At 40.6% G+C, this 16,652-nt stretch carries 18 protein-coding genes and 1 pseudogene; 10 read left to right on the top strand and 9 right to left on the bottom strand.

Features of this window, described 5'->3' with window-relative positions; all coding sequences use genetic code 11:
• The first annotated feature begins 9 nt into the window (after positions 1-9).
• A complete protein-coding gene (locus D2U88_RS16475; RefSeq protein WP_119641614.1) occupies positions 10-690 on the top strand; it encodes a DUF2461 domain-containing protein in 681 nt (226 codons plus the stop codon).
• Here D2U88_RS16475 and D2U88_RS16470 read toward each other — a convergent pair.
• Positions 679-1,092 carry a glyoxalase gene (locus tag D2U88_RS16470; protein ID WP_119641613.1) on the bottom strand — a complete coding sequence of 138 codons (414 nt, stop codon included), beginning with the start codon at positions 1,090-1,092 and terminating at the stop codon, positions 679-681. The two genes, D2U88_RS16475 and D2U88_RS16470, sit on opposite strands and share 12 nt — an antisense overlap.
• Positions 1,093-1,219: 127 nt before the next feature.
• Here D2U88_RS16470 and D2U88_RS16465 point away from each other — a divergent pair.
• The 4 genes and pseudogenes from D2U88_RS16465 to D2U88_RS16450 form a co-directional block, all read left to right on the top strand.
• Positions 1,220-1,396 (top strand): annotated as a pseudogene (locus D2U88_RS16465) (DUF72 domain-containing protein); the annotation flags it as partial.
• 90 nt (positions 1,397-1,486) lie between these two features.
• Positions 1,487-3,217, top strand: coding sequence for a recombinase family protein (locus D2U88_RS16460; RefSeq protein WP_119641612.1), 1,731 nt, complete (start codon positions 1,487-1,489; stop codon positions 3,215-3,217).
• 56 nt (positions 3,218-3,273) lie between these two features.
• Complete coding sequence (locus tag D2U88_RS16455) at positions 3,274-3,984, top strand: DUF4145 domain-containing protein (protein ID WP_119641611.1); 711 nt, start codon at positions 3,274-3,276, stop codon at positions 3,982-3,984.
• A gap of 393 nt (positions 3,985-4,377) precedes the next feature.
• Complete coding sequence (locus D2U88_RS16450) at positions 4,378-4,674, top strand: hypothetical protein (protein ID WP_119641610.1); 297 nt, start codon at positions 4,378-4,380, stop codon at positions 4,672-4,674.
• A 469-nt stretch (positions 4,675-5,143) separates the two neighbouring features.
• Here D2U88_RS16450 and D2U88_RS16445 read toward each other — a convergent pair whose 3' ends face one another.
• From D2U88_RS16445 to D2U88_RS16435, 3 genes are all read right to left on the bottom strand, one after another.
• On the bottom strand, positions 5,144-5,599 hold the full coding sequence (locus D2U88_RS16445) for a hypothetical protein (RefSeq protein ID WP_119641609.1): 456 nt from the start codon (positions 5,597-5,599) through the stop codon (positions 5,144-5,146).
• Positions 5,600-5,683: 84 nt separating this feature from the next.
• Complete coding sequence (locus D2U88_RS16440) at positions 5,684-6,040, bottom strand: hypothetical protein (RefSeq protein WP_119641608.1); 357 nt, start codon at positions 6,038-6,040, stop codon at positions 5,684-5,686.
• Positions 6,041-6,061: 21 nt separating this feature from the next.
• Positions 6,062-6,421 carry a hypothetical protein gene (locus tag D2U88_RS16435; protein ID WP_119641607.1) on the bottom strand — a complete coding sequence of 120 codons (360 nt, stop codon included), beginning with the start codon at positions 6,419-6,421 and terminating at the stop codon, positions 6,062-6,064.
• A gap of 161 nt (positions 6,422-6,582) precedes the next feature.
• Here D2U88_RS16435 and D2U88_RS16430 point away from each other — a divergent pair, with 161 nt between their 5' ends.
• Together D2U88_RS16430 and D2U88_RS16425 are read left to right on the top strand one after the other, a co-directional pair.
• Entirely contained in the window at positions 6,583-7,152 is a 570-nt protein-coding gene (locus D2U88_RS16430) for a hypothetical protein (protein ID WP_119641606.1), read from the top strand.
• The gene (locus tag D2U88_RS16425; RefSeq protein ID WP_119641605.1) at positions 7,149-7,793 is read left to right on the top strand and encodes a hypothetical protein; all 645 of its coding nucleotides are present in this window, start codon (positions 7,149-7,151) and stop codon (positions 7,791-7,793) included. Before D2U88_RS16430 ends, D2U88_RS16425 begins: the two co-directional genes overlap by 4 nt.
• Here the strand turns inward: D2U88_RS16425 and D2U88_RS16420 are convergent.
• The 4 genes from D2U88_RS16420 to D2U88_RS16405 all read right to left on the bottom strand — a co-directional run bounded on the left by D2U88_RS16420 (position 7,790) and on the right by D2U88_RS16405 (position 10,621).
• On the bottom strand, positions 7,790-8,029 hold the full coding sequence (locus D2U88_RS16420) for a hypothetical protein (protein ID WP_119641604.1): 240 nt from the start codon (positions 8,027-8,029) through the stop codon (positions 7,790-7,792). The genes D2U88_RS16425 and D2U88_RS16420 overlap by 4 nt on opposite strands.
• A 24-nt stretch (positions 8,030-8,053) precedes the next feature.
• Positions 8,054-8,428 carry a LexA family protein gene (locus D2U88_RS16415; protein WP_119641603.1) on the bottom strand — a complete coding sequence of 125 codons (375 nt, stop codon included), beginning with the start codon at positions 8,426-8,428 and terminating at the stop codon, positions 8,054-8,056.
• Entirely contained in the window at positions 8,403-9,662 is a 1,260-nt protein-coding gene (locus tag D2U88_RS16410; protein WP_119641602.1) for a Y-family DNA polymerase, read from the bottom strand. The genes D2U88_RS16415 and D2U88_RS16410 overlap by 26 nt, the downstream gene beginning before the upstream one ends.
• 239 nt (positions 9,663-9,901) lie before the next feature.
• On the bottom strand, positions 9,902-10,621 hold the full coding sequence (locus D2U88_RS16405; RefSeq protein WP_119641601.1) for an SOS response-associated peptidase: 720 nt from the start codon (positions 10,619-10,621) through the stop codon (positions 9,902-9,904).
• Between the two features lie 1,313 nt (positions 10,622-11,934).
• Between D2U88_RS16405 and D2U88_RS16400 the strand changes: the two genes are divergently transcribed.
• A complete protein-coding gene (locus tag D2U88_RS16400) occupies positions 11,935-12,324 on the top strand; it encodes a hypothetical protein (protein ID WP_119641600.1) in 390 nt (129 codons plus the stop codon).
• Positions 12,325-12,548: 224 nt separating this feature from the next.
• The gene (locus D2U88_RS16395; protein WP_147378604.1) at positions 12,549-15,239 is read left to right on the top strand and encodes an Ig-like domain-containing protein; all 2,691 of its coding nucleotides are present in this window, start codon (positions 12,549-12,551) and stop codon (positions 15,237-15,239) included.
• On the opposite strand, the gene D2U88_RS16390 is transcribed toward D2U88_RS16395, so the two are convergent.
• Positions 15,236-15,553 (bottom strand): hypothetical protein, encoded by a 318-nt coding sequence (locus D2U88_RS16390; RefSeq protein ID WP_147378603.1) that lies wholly within the window; start codon positions 15,551-15,553, stop codon positions 15,236-15,238. The genes D2U88_RS16395 and D2U88_RS16390 overlap by 4 nt on opposite strands.
• Before the next feature lie 153 nt (positions 15,554-15,706).
• Between D2U88_RS16390 and D2U88_RS16385 the strand changes: the two genes are divergently transcribed.
• Positions 15,707-16,591, top strand: coding sequence for a DUF72 domain-containing protein (locus tag D2U88_RS16385; RefSeq protein WP_119641597.1), 885 nt, complete (start codon positions 15,707-15,709; stop codon positions 16,589-16,591).
• The last annotated feature ends 61 nt before the right edge of the window (positions 16,592-16,652 follow it).

The following is a 16,652-nucleotide window of genomic DNA, read 5'->3' as shown; positions in this document are numbered from 1 at the left end:
TATCGGTATATGGCGGCCCACAACACGATTTCCAAAGAAGTATTTGATTTTTTAAAGCAACTTGAAAAGAATAACAATAAAGAGTGGTTTGAAGCGAACAAGAAGATTTTCAAAAAGCATGAAACGGCCGTGAAGGGGTTTTATGAAGCGGTAAAAGACAAGCTGAACCATCACGACGAAATCGAAAAAATGAAAATGTTCCGCATTTATCGGGATGTGCGCTTCTCCAAAGACAAAACCCCGTACAAGACCCACTTTGGAGGATCTTTTTCCCGATTGGGCAGTCATTTGAGAGGAGGGTATTATCTTCATTTAAAACCGGGCGGGTCTTTTTTGGCTACCGGATTTTGGGACCCGAACAAAGAGGACCTTTTCCGTATACGCAAAGAACTGGAAATGGATGCTTCCGAATTTAGGGAGGTCATCGGACAAAAATCCTTGAAATCCATTTGGGGCGACCTAAAGGGTGATACCGTAAAAACGGCCCCAAAAGGTTTTGATAGGGAACATCCTGACATTGACCTGATCAAGCACAAACAATATGTATTTGTCAGGGACCTGACCGACAAGGAAGTGCTTTCCGATTCTTTTTTGGAGGAAGTGGACCAATCGTATCGCGCCATAAGGCCTTATTTTGATCTTATGAGCGACGTCCTTACCACCAACCTGAACGGGGAATCAATCCTGTAACAGAGCCTGATGGTCCAACAACAGGACCTGATCTTTCAACCGTTCGATGACCATGTTCATCATCCGCTTGTTAAGGGCGGATGAATTGGAAATATACTCTTGGTACTCTTCCACCGTAAACTGGCCAATGACCATTCCCTTTAGGGAATTCCTGAACTTGATGTCCTTTTGGATGGCCCCTTCTATGAACTGCAGTTTTTTGTCAAGGGAAAGGTCGTGGAATGCCCCCTTGTGTTTAGCGATGTAGTTCTTGAAAGCTTCTACCAATAAAAAGTTCTGGAGCTTGATGACGGGCCGCAAGGTTTGGTTCTGGAAACGTTCATCAAAACCCATTGCGTTGTTGAAATGTGATTGTGGAATGTCTGGACGGATGTCCAAAAGACTCTTGGATCGTGAATCCATGGCTGTAAGTTTTATTAAAGTTACATATTCAAAAACCGTACAATTTTTGGGGCGGCAATAGTTTTTAACGATGTTATGAACAGGCTTTTATTAATTCATATCTTTAAAATCTCAAATTATAAAGTGCATGAAATTCGGCAAAGTAGACCATCCCGAACGTATTGATTTTACCATCCCGAAGGACCATCCGGATACGCCTGTGGTCCTTTCCAAATATGGGTCTGGAGGGAAAACCAATGTATATGTGGGCTGTGCCAAATGGAACCGTCAGGACCTTAAGAATTTTTACCCAAGGGGCACCAAGGCTTAACTGTCTGTTGGTAAACTTCTATATATCTTCCCAGCAAATTTTTTATTTATCGTCGTCTTGAAGCGCACGATAAAACAAATAATTATGCTAGGAATCTACATTAGAAAATCAGTTGACCACGACAAACAGAAGTCCCTCAGGGAGCAGGAACTCCTTGGAATAGAACTTGCTGAAAGGCTTGGTTCAAGCTATGAAATCTACAATGAGGGGATTGTATCAGGAGCCGATATTTCGGCGGAAAGGCCCAAGTTCAAGGAAATGATCTCCGACATCGAAAAGGGCAAGCTCAAAGGAATATTCATTTGGGAAACCTCTAGGGCCGCACGGAACACAAAAAGCTGGCTTGTCTTTGCCGACATGTTGAAGGACAACAAGGTCGTGCTATATGACAATGGTATGAACATAGACCTTTCCGACCCCCAGACTTACATGTTCTATACCCAAAAGGCCGCTTTTGACGAGTTCTACGCAAAACTTACCTCTCAGAAGATCAAGACCGTACTGAAGCGTAATGCAAAGAACGGAATGGTTCAGGGGCGACCACCAATAGGATATAGAAAAGGGGAGAACGGCAAGGTCGAGATCGATCCAGAGCAGTCAAAGCTCATCAAAAGGATCTATAAGGACTCGTTGAACGGGAAGGGAACCAAAGTAATTGCCAACGAGCTTTCCGAAGAGGGCATCCCCACCCAGAGAAACAAAAAGTTCTGGGCCTCCAACACTGTGTTGGACATCATCAAGAACCCATACTATAAAGGTGTAAGGATTCAGGGCGGGGTGGAGTACGAGGTACCCGCAATATTCGATGAGATTTATTGGCAGAAGGTAAACGACAACCTTAAGAAGAACAGGATCTTTTCTGGCAGGGGAGTCGACCACAAATATCTATTGAACAAGGGTATGATCGTATGCGGTGTATGCGGCAAGAACTATTTCGGAAGGAAGAACAGCAACACAAAATGGGCCTACTATCTATGTGCCAGCAGAAAATCAAGGTTGGAGGATTGCCGAAACAGGGCCTTGAACCTAGAGGTTTTCGAGAACTTTGTCTGGGACAATTTCTTCAGGAACGGCGAAATGTACCAAAGGGTCAAGGAAGCCTTTAAAAAGGGCGGCAGTGAAGAAAGGTCAAAAGCAAATGCCCTAAAGCTTAAAGAGAACCAAAAATCCATCAAAAACATCAAGAAGAAGATCACCAGCAACTACCAGAACCTGATCGAGGAGCTAGTGGATAAGGAAAACTATATCTCTACAAAGAACAGCTTGGAATCCAAGCTACAGATGGAAATGGAGCTACAGGAGGCCCTTGAAATGGAACAGCAATTGCTGAATGACGAAAAACGCTTCCTCACCGAGATCAAGAAGGACATCCCCTTGCCAAAGGAATGGATGGGCGACAGCAATGACCAATACTATAGGCAGTACAATGAAAGGCTTTGGAGGGACAGTCTGGCAAATGCCGAGCTGAAGAGCAACAAACAAATAATCGACAGCTCGATCCCATTTTCAGAGAAGAAGGAAATCATCGGCAAGTACATCAAACAGATAAAGGTGACATATGACCACGCCAGAAAGTTCTTCCTAATAGAAGTGGCCTTCAACATCCCCATACCCAATGAGACCTATATCATCAACGACCTACAGGACTTTGCGGGTAACACGGCAACAAAGACCATATTCCCGATAAAGGAAATGATTGACTACAGCCCATATCCATCGGGACAGAACATATTGAAGAAGTACCATAAGTTCAGAAAGAAGTTCGAGGCGGTCACTGGTGGGCCAAAGATCCATTATGATGTTTTCAGGGGTTAATTGCTTGGAACATAAGTAGTTTTTAGGCATCTTAGTAATCTCAAAACAATACAGATATGGGGTTTAATTGGACATGTCCTTACTGTGGAACAAAAACCACAGTTAATACTGATAAACATAAAAAGGTAGAGGATCTATTTACCATTAATAATGCCGAGGGTAATAGAAAATTTTATCATGAATGGATTGTTTGTCCAAATGATGAGTGTGGAAGAATAAATCTAAGGGCTGAGTTATTTGATACGTCTCTCAATATAAATACAGGTCGGTGGGTATTAGGAGAAAAGTTAAAAGAATGGAACTTATTGCCAAATTCCTTTGCAAAATCCTTTCCAGATTATATCCCCAAACCACTTATAGATGACTATGAAGAGGCGTGTGCAATACTAGAACTAAGTCCAAAGGCTTCGGCAACATTGTCCAGAAGATGCTTGCAAGGAATTATTAGAGATTTCTGGAAGATCAAAAAGGGGAGGTTGGTAGATGAGATAAATGCGCTGGAAGATAAAATTGACCCTATAACTTGGAAATCAATAGATGCGGTAAGGAAGGTCGGTAATATCGGAGCACACATGGAGAAGGACATCAACCTAATTATAGAAGTAGATCCCAAAGAAGCAAAACTCTTGATAGAACTGATAGAAATGTTATTTGAGGAATGGTATATACACCGTCATGAGAGGGAACTGAAGCTGAAGGCAATATCAGCCATTGCAGAGGATAAGGACAACCAGAAAAAGGGAGATAATACAGACCAAGCCACATGAAAAACTGATAATCGGGCGGCTAAACCTTAAAAGCTTTTCAATGACAACCCCTAACCATAAGTGAAGAGACACTACACAAGGATAATATTTGAATACAAGGGAAAGTACTACAAGTACATGAACTTCTCCATAAGCAATACAGAGGGGGACAATTCTTTCTACTTCCATTTTTACAGCGATGCCTAAGAACCAGTCCGAATCCCAAATACCCCGTTACAGGAGAGGGGGGACGGCAAAATAGACTTCAACGACTATCAGATTTCGGAATTCAAACGTGACCACCTATCACACCACCACAGCGGGGCCATACACTCCAAGGACAAAAAGGGCAATAAACTGGTCGATGGCAATAAGGGAATCAATTTCGATGAAATAGAGGTTTCAAGGCTGGTAATGGTATGCGCACCAGTTCAGATCGACAAACTCCCCATCCACAACAAGATCGACAAGAGCAAGGACATAGTAATATCTTTAAAGGATGATGTCCAACCCTTCACCCTCCACTTTGACGTATACAGGAAATCAAAATCAGAAGAACTGGACATTTCCAACCCAAACCTCTCATTTGGGGGATATATAATGACAGAGATGGACAGCAAGGACTTTGGTCTAAGGATCTATGGGCAGAAAGTGCTAGGGGAACCATTCTGGCCCCCGTTTAACTTGATCCTCAATAGGATAGGGGAATAGCGATCAGTACTTTGATTCAAAGTTAGTGGGGGATTTGATAAAGGTAGAGGCCCCATCCCGATCTCTCTAACGCACACACGGGAGGAAATCCCCTACAAATTCATTATATTGCCAGTGTCATCGTTTGAAAACTGGTAATTTACAATTTGATGACTGCCCTCTAGGTCATACTTAGGGGGCTTTTTTATGATCCTCAACCAAATCAGGTTTTTGTTGCATTATCCTCATCCCGAATCGATAAAACCACGGGATTTTGCCCGTGCCTTGTCAATGAAACAGCCATTTCTTTGAGTATCTTTCAATGACCAATTGTACTGGTGCTATAACATTTATTATGTAAAGTAGAAACTTAAACCACTGGTTATCAATAGTAAGTGAATGGAGGGGGAGGGCCAATGTGAACGTATGATGTTAAAATCGGGGATCTGGTTACAGATTGGAAGGTGGAGGATGGGTATTTTGGGGTATTCTAAAACAGTACTATTGCACCTCTAAAACAGACAACCATAGAATATATGCCTAGGGCTATGGGGAAGTAAATATCAATTGTTTTTATCAGCCGTTCACTTGATTTAAAATGGTGCCTCATATCCTTCTTGACCTTTTCCTCTATTTCCTTTTTTAAGTTTTCTTTGTCAGGATTATTCCCATATCCAAACCAATCATCGAGTTCCTTGTTGATTCGCTTCTTGTATATCTTGGGAAGCTCATCTTTCCAGAACTTGATAATGAACGAAATCCAAAAATAAAACACAATACATCCCAACAACTTTGATATTATTGATACTTTCCCTGATGTTGCAAAAGTAAATCCGAAAAAGGAAACGCAACCCGTACTGTACTCAATCATGTATGAAATCGCAATACCGATAACGGAGGTAATCAACAAGCTCTTACGGAGTTGCTTTACCGTTTCAAAGTCCAAGTTGTCCAAAGGGGTTGACATGTTCTTATTATCTAGTTATTGAATTTATTGATGTTGGGTGGACAATGGGCATTTACTCATACCTTAGAAACAGCTTACCCATTGTTTGCCATTACTATTAAAACTCAACGCTGCCCACTTGATATTTCCCTTCTTGTATTCGTTGTACTCAGCATCAAATACATCGGCCAATTCCCTTGCTTCTTGGAACTTATCAAACTCCACGAAACTACATCTACGAGGTTTTAGATAATGGCCTGACAAACCACCTGCCTTATCCTTTTCTTCATCATAGCCTTTAGACCAGTCAATCCATTGATGCCGAATGGGACATCTCTTATCTTCCTTCAAAATCAAAGTGTGGTTAAAGTAATCAGGGCTAAAATCAGACCAATCGTTTAAGCCAATATGCCTAGGTGGAATAATAATAAACTTGTTCATAATGGTGGCGTACTTGGTACTCTATCTCATTCTCAATTCGATTATCCTGTCAGGCTCCCTATAATTACCCATTTTAATGAACTTTGAGCAAGAGCCAGTAGCACCCCTAGTATCTGCCAACGTTACCGTATAGTTCAACTTTTCGACAAGCTTACCTTCATAGAAGAACAGGGCTAGGAATTCATCTGAATTGAATCCAGTTCTACAATAGTGCCATTCCTCAACATTCTGTTTGAAGTCGCTCTTGGCAGGTGCGCCCATAATGTTTTCTACCTCTGCCTTGGTCATCCCTGAAGATAGTTTATAAGATACCTTCAGGTTCTGCTGCACTCCACAACAGACAAAACATAGACAGGCCAATAGGGTAATAGTTTGTTTCATAATTGGATTTTAGCTTTACCAAAGGGTCATTCATTTTATCGGGGGAGGTCATAAATATATGATAATTGGTCATAAATAGCTACAGTAACCAACCACTGTATGGAACTTTTCCCACAATCTGTAAAATGGATTATCTTGCTGAATAATAAAAAGTTAATTCAATGGAAGGATTGGAAAGAGCTAAGTTGCAAAATGAGATATTAAAATTCATTATATCCAAAAGGATGATTTATGATACAAATGAATTGTATAAGACTATAAATAACGACTTAAAATCTAAAGCGCATTTTAAGGAATTGGTTGAAGAAATGCTTGTTATTGCACCAAAATACATTGATGAGTCAAGTGCTAGAGGTATTGGTGGTTCAATTTTTATTAGTTCCAATGAATTTACCCAAGAATTTCTTGATGACGGTGGATTTGTGACACTTTACAAACATAAACAAGCTAGGATTCATGAGTTGAATATTAAGCAGCAGGAAGAAGTTAAAGATATTGTAACTCAAAGAAAAAAGAACAGGTATGAAGCGAGGCTTGCAAAATGGCAAGTATATACTTTTTGGCCCTTGTTCTTACTGGGCATTTTTGGTGGCGGATACTCCATATACCAGATATTTACTCCTAAAGAATATGTGACCAAGGAACAGATGGATGAAAAGTTTGATAAGGAAAGGGATTCCCTCCAAAACGTATTGGAGTCATTGAAAACAACCAAAGACACCATAAAATGAACAGGTACATAAAGGCAATGGAAATAGGTCTGGCTCATGAAAAGGAGGGGATAAGCTATTTTGAATTATTGAATCAAATTGAGGCTCAATTAGGATATGAGTTTAGCCTAGGCGCAGAGAGTTCCTTTTTTGAATGGTTTATTGACAACTTCAGCAGTGGCATAGGCAAACTAAATATGAGCCATTTCAAGAGGGATATTTTGCGCTATTTGGAGGACAAGGAAATCAATGATATAGATCCTGAATTTGGAAAATATAAAGCCCTGATGGCAATTCTTAATAAACCTTATAGGTTAGACGGACACGCTGCAAAACAATATCTCGATTACCAAGAATTGGTTGAATCCAGACAGATGGCCCAAGATGCCCGTGAAGCTTCCAGAGAGGCAAATCGGAAAGCATCTAAATCGATAAGACTTGCCGTTTGGGCCATTGTGGTCAGTGCAGCCGTTGGTTTGTTCAGTATCATAATTGATTTGGTTGCTTTCAGCAAATCCCCCGTACCACCTTATGATGTCAAGATCATGGAGGACAAAACCAGAACTCAGCAATTGGAAAAAGAGAACGGTCAGCTGAAGGAAGAGCTTTACAGGGCCGAAATGATGTTGGAAACCCAAGTATCTGATTCTATTTCAAATTAATCCATTCTTTCAATGGAGTGGATGTCTTTCAATTTTATGGGCAAATCAAGCCTTCCCTTTCCCTCCAACTTGACGGTGAAAAGTATCTCATGTAAATCCTGCAAGTCAGTTGAAAGCTCCTCTATTTGTTGAATGTCATTTTTAGAGGATTGGATAATGCCTTGGATACTTTCGCCGTCCACTTTTTCCAAAGTGACCATTTCATCGATAAAGATCTTGATGAATTTTACTCCCATATCCAAATATAGCTGATTTTCCTGTCAGCTAATTTTCTTGATAGCATAGGTAACGATACCCCATATAAACAACTCCGATCCCTCGTCAAGTTCGATAGTCCTGTTACCCACCAACAATACCTTATCAGCTTTCTTCACCACACGCTTCACGGTGAACTCACTGTCCACATAGCACACTGCAACACATCCGTCAAAAGGTTCTATGCTACGGTCAACTATTAGCAGGTCGCCGTCAGAGATTCCGTCCTGTTCCATTGAATGCCCGTTGGCCCTGACAAAGAACGTGGCCTCCCTGTCCCTGATGAAATGTTCATCGAGTGAGATCCGCATTTCGGTGAAGTCCTCCGCTGGGGAGGGGAAGCCGCAGTTGATGTTAGGAAGTAGCTTTAATGATGTCATCTATTCTTGTGGTGTAATTGGGCGATAGGTGGTTTCGGTTCATCTTCCATTTCCTTTCCAGATCCATACCGCCGAAGCGCACTAGGTCATACCCGTTCATAAGGTTCAACCTGTCAATGGCCTTCATCAGCGGCCCCTGTCTATGGTCTATTGGCCTGAAAATGTTCAGCTGTCTCCCTGTGTCTGGTGTCAGGCCCATGACCATTATCCCAGCCCTTTTGTAGTGGTGGCCCTTTCTGAATATCCTTTCCAGACCGACAAGGGAAGCCTTGGTCAGGTGTATGGTGGAATTGGTGGGGTAGGAGAGCCTTACCGAAATACTGCCATGGTATTGGGGCAGATCCTCCCTGAACTGGTTGGAACTGATGAAGACTTGGATAAGCTCGCAATTGCTTTTCTGGTTCCTGAGCTTGCGCCCGCACACAGAGGCAAACGTACTGATACGCTCCTGTAGATCACCAAGCTCCGTGTACATCGTATCGAAGGAACGGGTGCATGCAATGGCCTTTTTGTTTTCGGGCTGTTCCAGTGCCAATGTCTCCAATCCCTCCAAGTCACGTTTGAGCCTCAGGCCGACCACGCTCATCCTTTCCATGACAAATTCATTGGGTAGGTTGGTGAAGTCCAAAGCGTTCTTTACATTGTTGGATTGGAGCATTTTGCCGTACTGCCTTCCTATGCCCCAGACATCATCGATTTGGAGCCATTTCAGGGCCTTTTGCCGCTTGCCCTCATCTTCCATCACATAAACACCTTTGGTTTGCACGGGGAACTTCTTTGCGATCTTGTTGGAGACCTTCGCCAGTGCCTTGGTAGGGGCCATACCGATGCTGATCGGGATCCCCGTAGACCGTTCCACGGTTCTCTTGATCTCTGATCCGTAACTGTGGAGGTCGTACCTGTGGAAACCGTTGAACTTAAGGAATGCCTCATCAATCGAATAGACCTCGATTTCGGGCGTGAACCTCGCAAGTATCGACATCACCCTAGATGACATGTCACCATAGAGTGCGTAGTTGGAGGAAAGCACCTTGACATTGTATTGTTTAAAAAGCTTTTTGAAATGGAAATATGGTGCGCCCATTGCCACTCCGATTGCCTTGGCCTCGTTAGATCTGGCTATGACACACCCGTCATTGTTGGAGAGAACCACTACTGGTCTACCATTGAGCGAGGGGTCGAAAACCCTCTCACAGGAAGCATAGAAATTGTTGCAATCGATAAGTGCGTACATATATTTGGATATAATCCCAAAATTAGGATATATTCCATAAAAAATTCAATTTTGTTAACTAATTTGTTGATAACATGCCATTTTTTTGGACTAAAAGGATAGGTCACAAATTTATATTGCGATGTAACGATAAACTAAAAGTCATGCAAACAGTAAATATTCTAAAGATAATAGCGTCCATTTTATTTGTTGCGGCTGGAATTATCATGATGATAGCTGAGGTTTTGGAGAATGCTTCATCAAAATAGGCCAGCTTGCTCATTCAGTTCTGGGTAGTCCACCCTGTCAATCGCAAGGTGGTTATTTGAATCCACGTCCCTCTTGTAAATGTCCCTTGACACAGAGTATGCCTCTATTGGCTTGGTCGTAAAACCTTCCTTCATCAAATCCTTCAGGTGTGGCTCATGTATGTCATCCAGCCAGTCATCCTCCAAGTTTGACTGCAGGATCAGCGGCTGCCGCTTCTTCACGTTGTGGATCTTCCCAAACTGCTCGTTGGCATTCATCGTTATGATGGTACAGGTGAGGCTACCGTCATCCAGTTCTGAATATAGCCCAGCGAAACAAAAGATTGAATCATCGAAGTAGCGGCAGAAGTAAGGGTAGGAAACGTTCTTGACCTTATGAGGCTCGTGGAAGCCATCAGCGAGGATCAGACAGCGTTTGTCGTAAATTGAGTGCTTGTATGTGTTTGAGGTGAAGATCGTCTCGCTCTTGGCGTTTAACGTGTTGTATTTGGCATAAAAACCCTTTGGGTCATCGGATGCGAACGGCGGAACGTATCCCCATGTTGCTGGGTACAATTTGTTCTGCTCATCCTGCTTCACTATCCAAAGGTTTGGATGGGCAAAGCCATTGGCACGGAAGAAAGGTTTGAACTCAATGTGGAACTGGATCTCCGTGGCCCTGACCATTTCAATGACCCGCTTTTCCTTTCTTAGTGAGGTTGAGAAGCACATAAATCAAATATATGGAATATCTCAACAGATGTAAAATTGTGTCAGCATTGTGTTCTATAATGAAATTACCGTAAATAAATTTGTTTTTTTCATTAAAAATTAGTACTTTTGCACTTCTTCAAAGAATAAGCGCAAGAGCGAGGGTTGGTTGTCCCTGCCAGAAAGACCACCTTATAACAGGTAACACATCCAATTAAGGTCAACTAAGAATCCAAGTCCAGCTAAATGGGCTTCACTCTATCCGATTACTTATAAGGTATAAAGGGTCGGAATGTGGTGGGTATGTAGTTCCCAATCTAACATAGGGAATGAGGTTAAATCCACGGAAAAAAGAAGCTTGCCATAAGATCTGTCTAGTGGGTATTTAGCTAACCCACCTTAACCGCACTGGTAGAGTGTATGGAACGGGACAATTGCCGCAAGGTGAGATAAACGATTCAGGTGAAAGCAAGTGAGTAAAAGGGAGGAGGTGCGATATAATTCAAGTTGGAAGGTAAGATAGCCGAAGCGGAAGCGATTTACGAAGATGAAAGCTTAGGTGTTCCCGAAAAAGGAGATTTATTGACCACTGCCCGTCTTTCGGGACTAAATTCTTCGTGAGCAGCGGTTTGACCGCAAAACTTTGGGGGTGTCCCTAGGGGCTTTCTGTATCCATCCCTTACATATTTTATATTGCCTCAATTTCGTTAAGGTTTTTAAGCTTATATGCTCAGGCATTCGCCTTCGCCCTTGTATTATACCACATAAATTAGATTTCGGTATTTAAGCTATTTAATTAGCTCAATTTATAACCTAATAGCGAATTCTTGCTTACACTTATTAGAAATTAAGCTGTTCAAGCTTTTAGTGGGAATTGATTTTAATTTTAGTCCGTAGTGGGTCTTATAGTTAGAAGTTTTTTCTTGCGTACACTGCAGACCCTTTAAAATATTAATCAAAAATCGTAAGAATCCGTTTGTGTTCTCAGAAAATCTACACATGTAAAATGTGGTGGGGTAGGGGAAAAACGAGACAAGAGGGTGGGGGTTTTTTATAGGGTACCCTTTACTCTGGGGAAAAACATAAAAGAGGTGATTTTGTAATACGATAATAATGCCCAGCAAAATTAAGGCTTAAAATTACCTCAAAACACACTCCATATAGATACCTTTTGAAATAGGAATAGAAACAGGTTGAAGAAAAATCAACATTAAATATTTCATAATTGACATTAAATATTCTTTAATCCCAGTAATCAATCCTTTGATCGAAATAAGTTCCAATTGTTTGGATCACATCTTTCAAAATCTATTATTGCGGTAAAATATTATAGCATGGAACAATTGATAAAATTAAAGGTTAAAGAAGAGTCCTCCACTGGTGAACAGGCAAAAAGAATAGTTGATAGCTTTATAATGTCCTGCATTGAGTTAAATTCAAAGATATTGGAACCAATGGTCAATGAAGACCAGCTTTTTGACGACAAGGATAAATATCGATTTTTAGCCTTTCTAAAAGCTCAATTCGACTCCGCAAGGAAAAAGGGGCTTAAAAAGATGGTCGTTAAAAATGGATACTGCGAGCTGTGCTTGAGGGGTTGCTCAACGTATGAGTTTTACGGAACAAAATCAACTCCCAGATTTGCCTATTTAATCGAAATCGTTAACGGAGAAGTCAAGAACATTTTCAACTGCAATGCGAGTTCAGGTTGGGGTCAAATATAATAGTACCTAGTCACATAAGAGGGCGATATTAAATGACCAAAAATACACGCTAAGATAAGCTCTTAAAGGCTTCCAAGGCTAAAATTGAGAAAAGTAATCCTTGCAGCTCTTTCCAAGGTATTGGTATTTGATAAGATTTTTGTTATTTTCAAGAGCTCTCCCCCATCTCAATCACACGATAAGTGTGGAATGAAATAATAAAAACCAACCAAATTCTTCAAACGATGGGTAGAGCCATTTTTATTTTTCTTCTTTTAATCATCACATTTAGTTGTAGCAAAGACAATAAATCATCAACTGAGCCTGATAATCCCACTCAACAGAATCCTGATAATACAGACGGCGATAATTCTGGCGGTAACAACGATAATATTATACCTCAAGGACTAATTGAGGTTACTCTAAATGTAACTCTTCCTGAAAGCTCAGCTGTATCTGAGGAGGATTTATTGGTCTCCTCTTTGTTTGATGATGGACAAATTGTTGTGAATGGTGAATCTAAGATTGAGGTTTTGGAAGGTAATGTTTACGAGTTGTCATTTGCCGAGGATAGCTCTGGGAATATCGTACTTCTCAATTATTTTGATTCTTCTAACACTACCAATACTGAGTTAAACGCTAATACCACCGCTGTTTCCCTTTTAATGCTACAACCTTGGGTCGCAGATTTAACACCTATTGCGAAGGCAGAATTAATTACTCTGATAAAAACGATGCCTGAATTCGCCGCTTTAGAAAATGCTATAGAAAATTCATTGAAAAGTGATGCAAATCTATTGCAAAATACCTCCGTGATTGGAAGTCTAAATGTATTGGTTGAAAAGCTTTTTGCTGATTTAGAAAGTAAGAAAGAATCAAAGTATGATGAGCAGATTGACCCATTATCCCTTTCTGCAGAGAACAGTACAATTACAGTTGTGAATAGTAGTTCAATGGCCTATGGAGTCAAAATTAATAATGGTAGCACAAAAACCTTAGATGGGGTCGACAAACGACTATTTACAATCGCTTCAGGATTACTTTATTCAGCGGCAACAGGAAATGAAGCGGTAGAACTTCCAAAAGTTTCTGAATCTAATTTAGATGACGGATTTTATGAAATAAATGCTGGTAATGGTCTTAGTTTTCAAGGGTCTTCTGCGGGAGAGGCTGTAAAAAGCAGGAATGTAGCTAAACTAACCTTAAATATCCTCGGGACAATATCTGGAATTGGGGAACTAATATCCGAGGAAGACGATTGTTATCAAGCTCTTGGAGGTTATGTTATTAATATTTCGGGAGAAGTTTTATCTAGCGCATCAACCTCAGAATTAGTCACGGGATTAATTGATGTTTTAAGAGTGAATTCTGAAGGAACGATTAACGTTTTAAAGAACTGTGCTGGTGAGTTAATCTCTATTAAAAGCCTGAATGTTCAAAAATTGCTTACATTTTTTAACAGACTTAATATAGCTGTCGGAGCTTTTGATACTGGGGTTTTGGTAAAAGACTGGGTATTAAATGAATCAGAAATTGAGTTCTGTACCGATAAAATCAATGGGGTCTTTCAAAAGTGCAAGCCATTTAGAGTTACTGGTGAACTTTCTTACGGGAAAATACCATTGGGCATTGGGGTACAAAGCATTTTGACTTTACAGAACAGAAGTACTGAAGATATTTCTATTACGAACATCAACTTCCCCAATCAATCTTTCTCGGTATCTCCAAACCTCTCGAATTTGGAAATAAAATCAGGTGAATCTATTGAAGTTGAAGTGCGTTATAATCCCACTGTTTTAGCTGAACAGCTTACTGGCAACTTGAGTATTGAAACAAGTCTGCCAACTGAGGGCACCTTTCAGTTTCCTGTCTCTGGAGAAGTTATCAACCCTCTTGAATTTGAAAGTGAGTTAGTTTTTGGGAATACGGTTTTGAATACTGCAGAATCAAAGAGCTTAACGATTAGTAATGTTTCTGATTATTCAGTTGATTTATATGCCTCTGAAACTCCAGCGGAAGGTTTCTCCTATTCTTGGAGTGATTTATCCATTCCATCCATGGGAGATGTTACTTTGGACTTTACCTTTAATCCCGTATCCTCCAAGATTTATGACACTTCCATTGTTTTGAATAATGAATCTACACAGGAGAATACCAACATAGAGTTAATTGGAACTGGAATAGGTTCCGTGCTAGATCTTTTCATTGAAGGCGACAGTTATGATTTTGGACAAGTAGAGGTCAATACGACCACAACAAAGGTCTTATCCATTACTAACCGTTCAACCGAACCTGTAATCATCACAGAGATAGGTGATACAAATGTATTTGAAGTGGATCGGTCTAACTTTACAATTCAGCCAGAAGCTACTGAGCAGGTAGTAATTACTTTCTACCCTACTGAGGATATCACTTATAATGAAACCATTCCTATAATCACCGATGCAGTGCAGAATTTGGTCATATCGCTTAGTGGGGATGGTACGGCTAATGCAGATATTCTGTCGGGAACCCCAGAATATTGTCCTCTGGACTATGCCAATCCAGATAGAGTTTCATGTGTGGGTAATTCTGAGTACTATGTGATAGATAATGGATATCGCACTAATTCATGTTACAGGTATTGGCTTTTTACCGAAGACGGAAAAGTCATCATGAATAATCCAAATTTCACTACTACTGAATCAGGTTACACAAAAAACGGTAATTCATTACAATTCAATTTGACTTATACTATATCCAACACTTATGAGAATTATAATACTTTTAGTTCATATACCTATAGATTTACTGGTGAACTAGATGGAAATGGATCATTTAATGGTATAATGACACATACCGTTTATTATGAGATTGATTGGATAACAGGAGTTCTTGCGGACACTCTTCAAAATTGTTCTGGAACATCGACGTGGCCAGCTAGTGTTCAATTTTAAGTCGATTGGTTAAAAATCAATGTTCTTTTTTCAAGTCTAAGGTCTGTGACAATTTTTTTGAAATCAGGAATCAACCAACCTACAATTTCAGGTTTTTCCCCAGAGAAACTATAAATTGGTTCAGCCCATTCCCTCCAAGTTAGAAGGTATTCCTTTGTGCATCCAATTGTCTCTATAATCTGGTCGTCCGTATGGTCTTTGATCAAAACTTGAACCTCTGGGTGTTTCAAGAAAAAGTTGACCCTTTTATGGGCTTCATTGTCAATCTCAATTTTTTGTACGTCCGTCAACGGTATTCTTTTTGCCAAATTCATGATCCTAATTTTTTCAGTCCCCATCATTTTGTTTGGGGCAATTTAATATTTCATTTAACGTACCGCACTTATTATTATTGGAACAAACTACGACCAATGGTAAATCTTTGATTACGGAATATTTGTTTTATTTTAAGTGTATAATTCAACATTATGAAATTCGGAAAGGTTGATAGACCAGAACTTATTGACTTCACACTACCACCAGACCACCCCGATACACATCCATTATTGATAAAAGCTTCAAACAATAGTCCGCTGGATGTCAGGGTAGGACTCCCTAAATGGACTTTACCAACAACAAGTTTAACAAAGGATGAATTGCAATACTACTCATCCCAGTTCAATTGCATAGAACTCAATGCCACATTTTATCGCATCTTTCCTTCGGATACCTATGAAAAATGGTACGACAAAACCCCGGAAGGTTTTAAGTTTTTCCCAAAAATGACAAACGAGGTGAGCCACCTTCGTCGATTGAACGAACAGGTATATCCCGTAGTCGACCGTTATTTGGAAGTGACCTCACTCCTCAAAGAAAAATTGGGGACCATCTTTTTGCAGATGCACAACAACTTTGACCCTAAAAATTGGGATAGGGTGGTGCGGTTTGTGGAATATTGGCCCAAGGAGTTTCCCTTGGCCATGGAATTTCGCCATACGGATTGGTTCAATGATGAAACCGTTGCCCAAGAGCTGTATCATTTGCTGGAAGAAAATCAAATCGCCAATGTACTGGTGGATACGGCAGGCAGAAGGGACCTTATGCACATGCGGTTGACCAATAACGAGGCTTTTGTCCGATATGTGGGTGCCAACCACCCATCCGATTATCCGCGACTGCAGGATTGGGTAAACCGATTGTCTACATGGACAACACAGGGATTAGGAAACATCCATTTTTTTGTGCACCAGAATCTTGAACTGGAATCACCTTTGTTGTCCGCCCATTTGATCAAGCAATTGAACCCTGCCTTGGGTTCCGATCTTCACATTCCGGCAACTTTGAACGGACCACAGAAGGGTCTTTTCGATTAAAGCCCAAATTTTCATGGATTTAAAAATCCTTCTACTTCAAAATTACAGAGTCCGTAGTGCT

This window comes from Flagellimonas aequoris (assembly GCF_003584165.1).
Taxonomy (GTDB): Bacteria; Bacteroidota; Bacteroidia; order Flavobacteriales; family Flavobacteriaceae; genus Flagellimonas; species Flagellimonas aequoris.
This window is presented reverse-complemented; position numbering and strand designations above follow the sequence as displayed.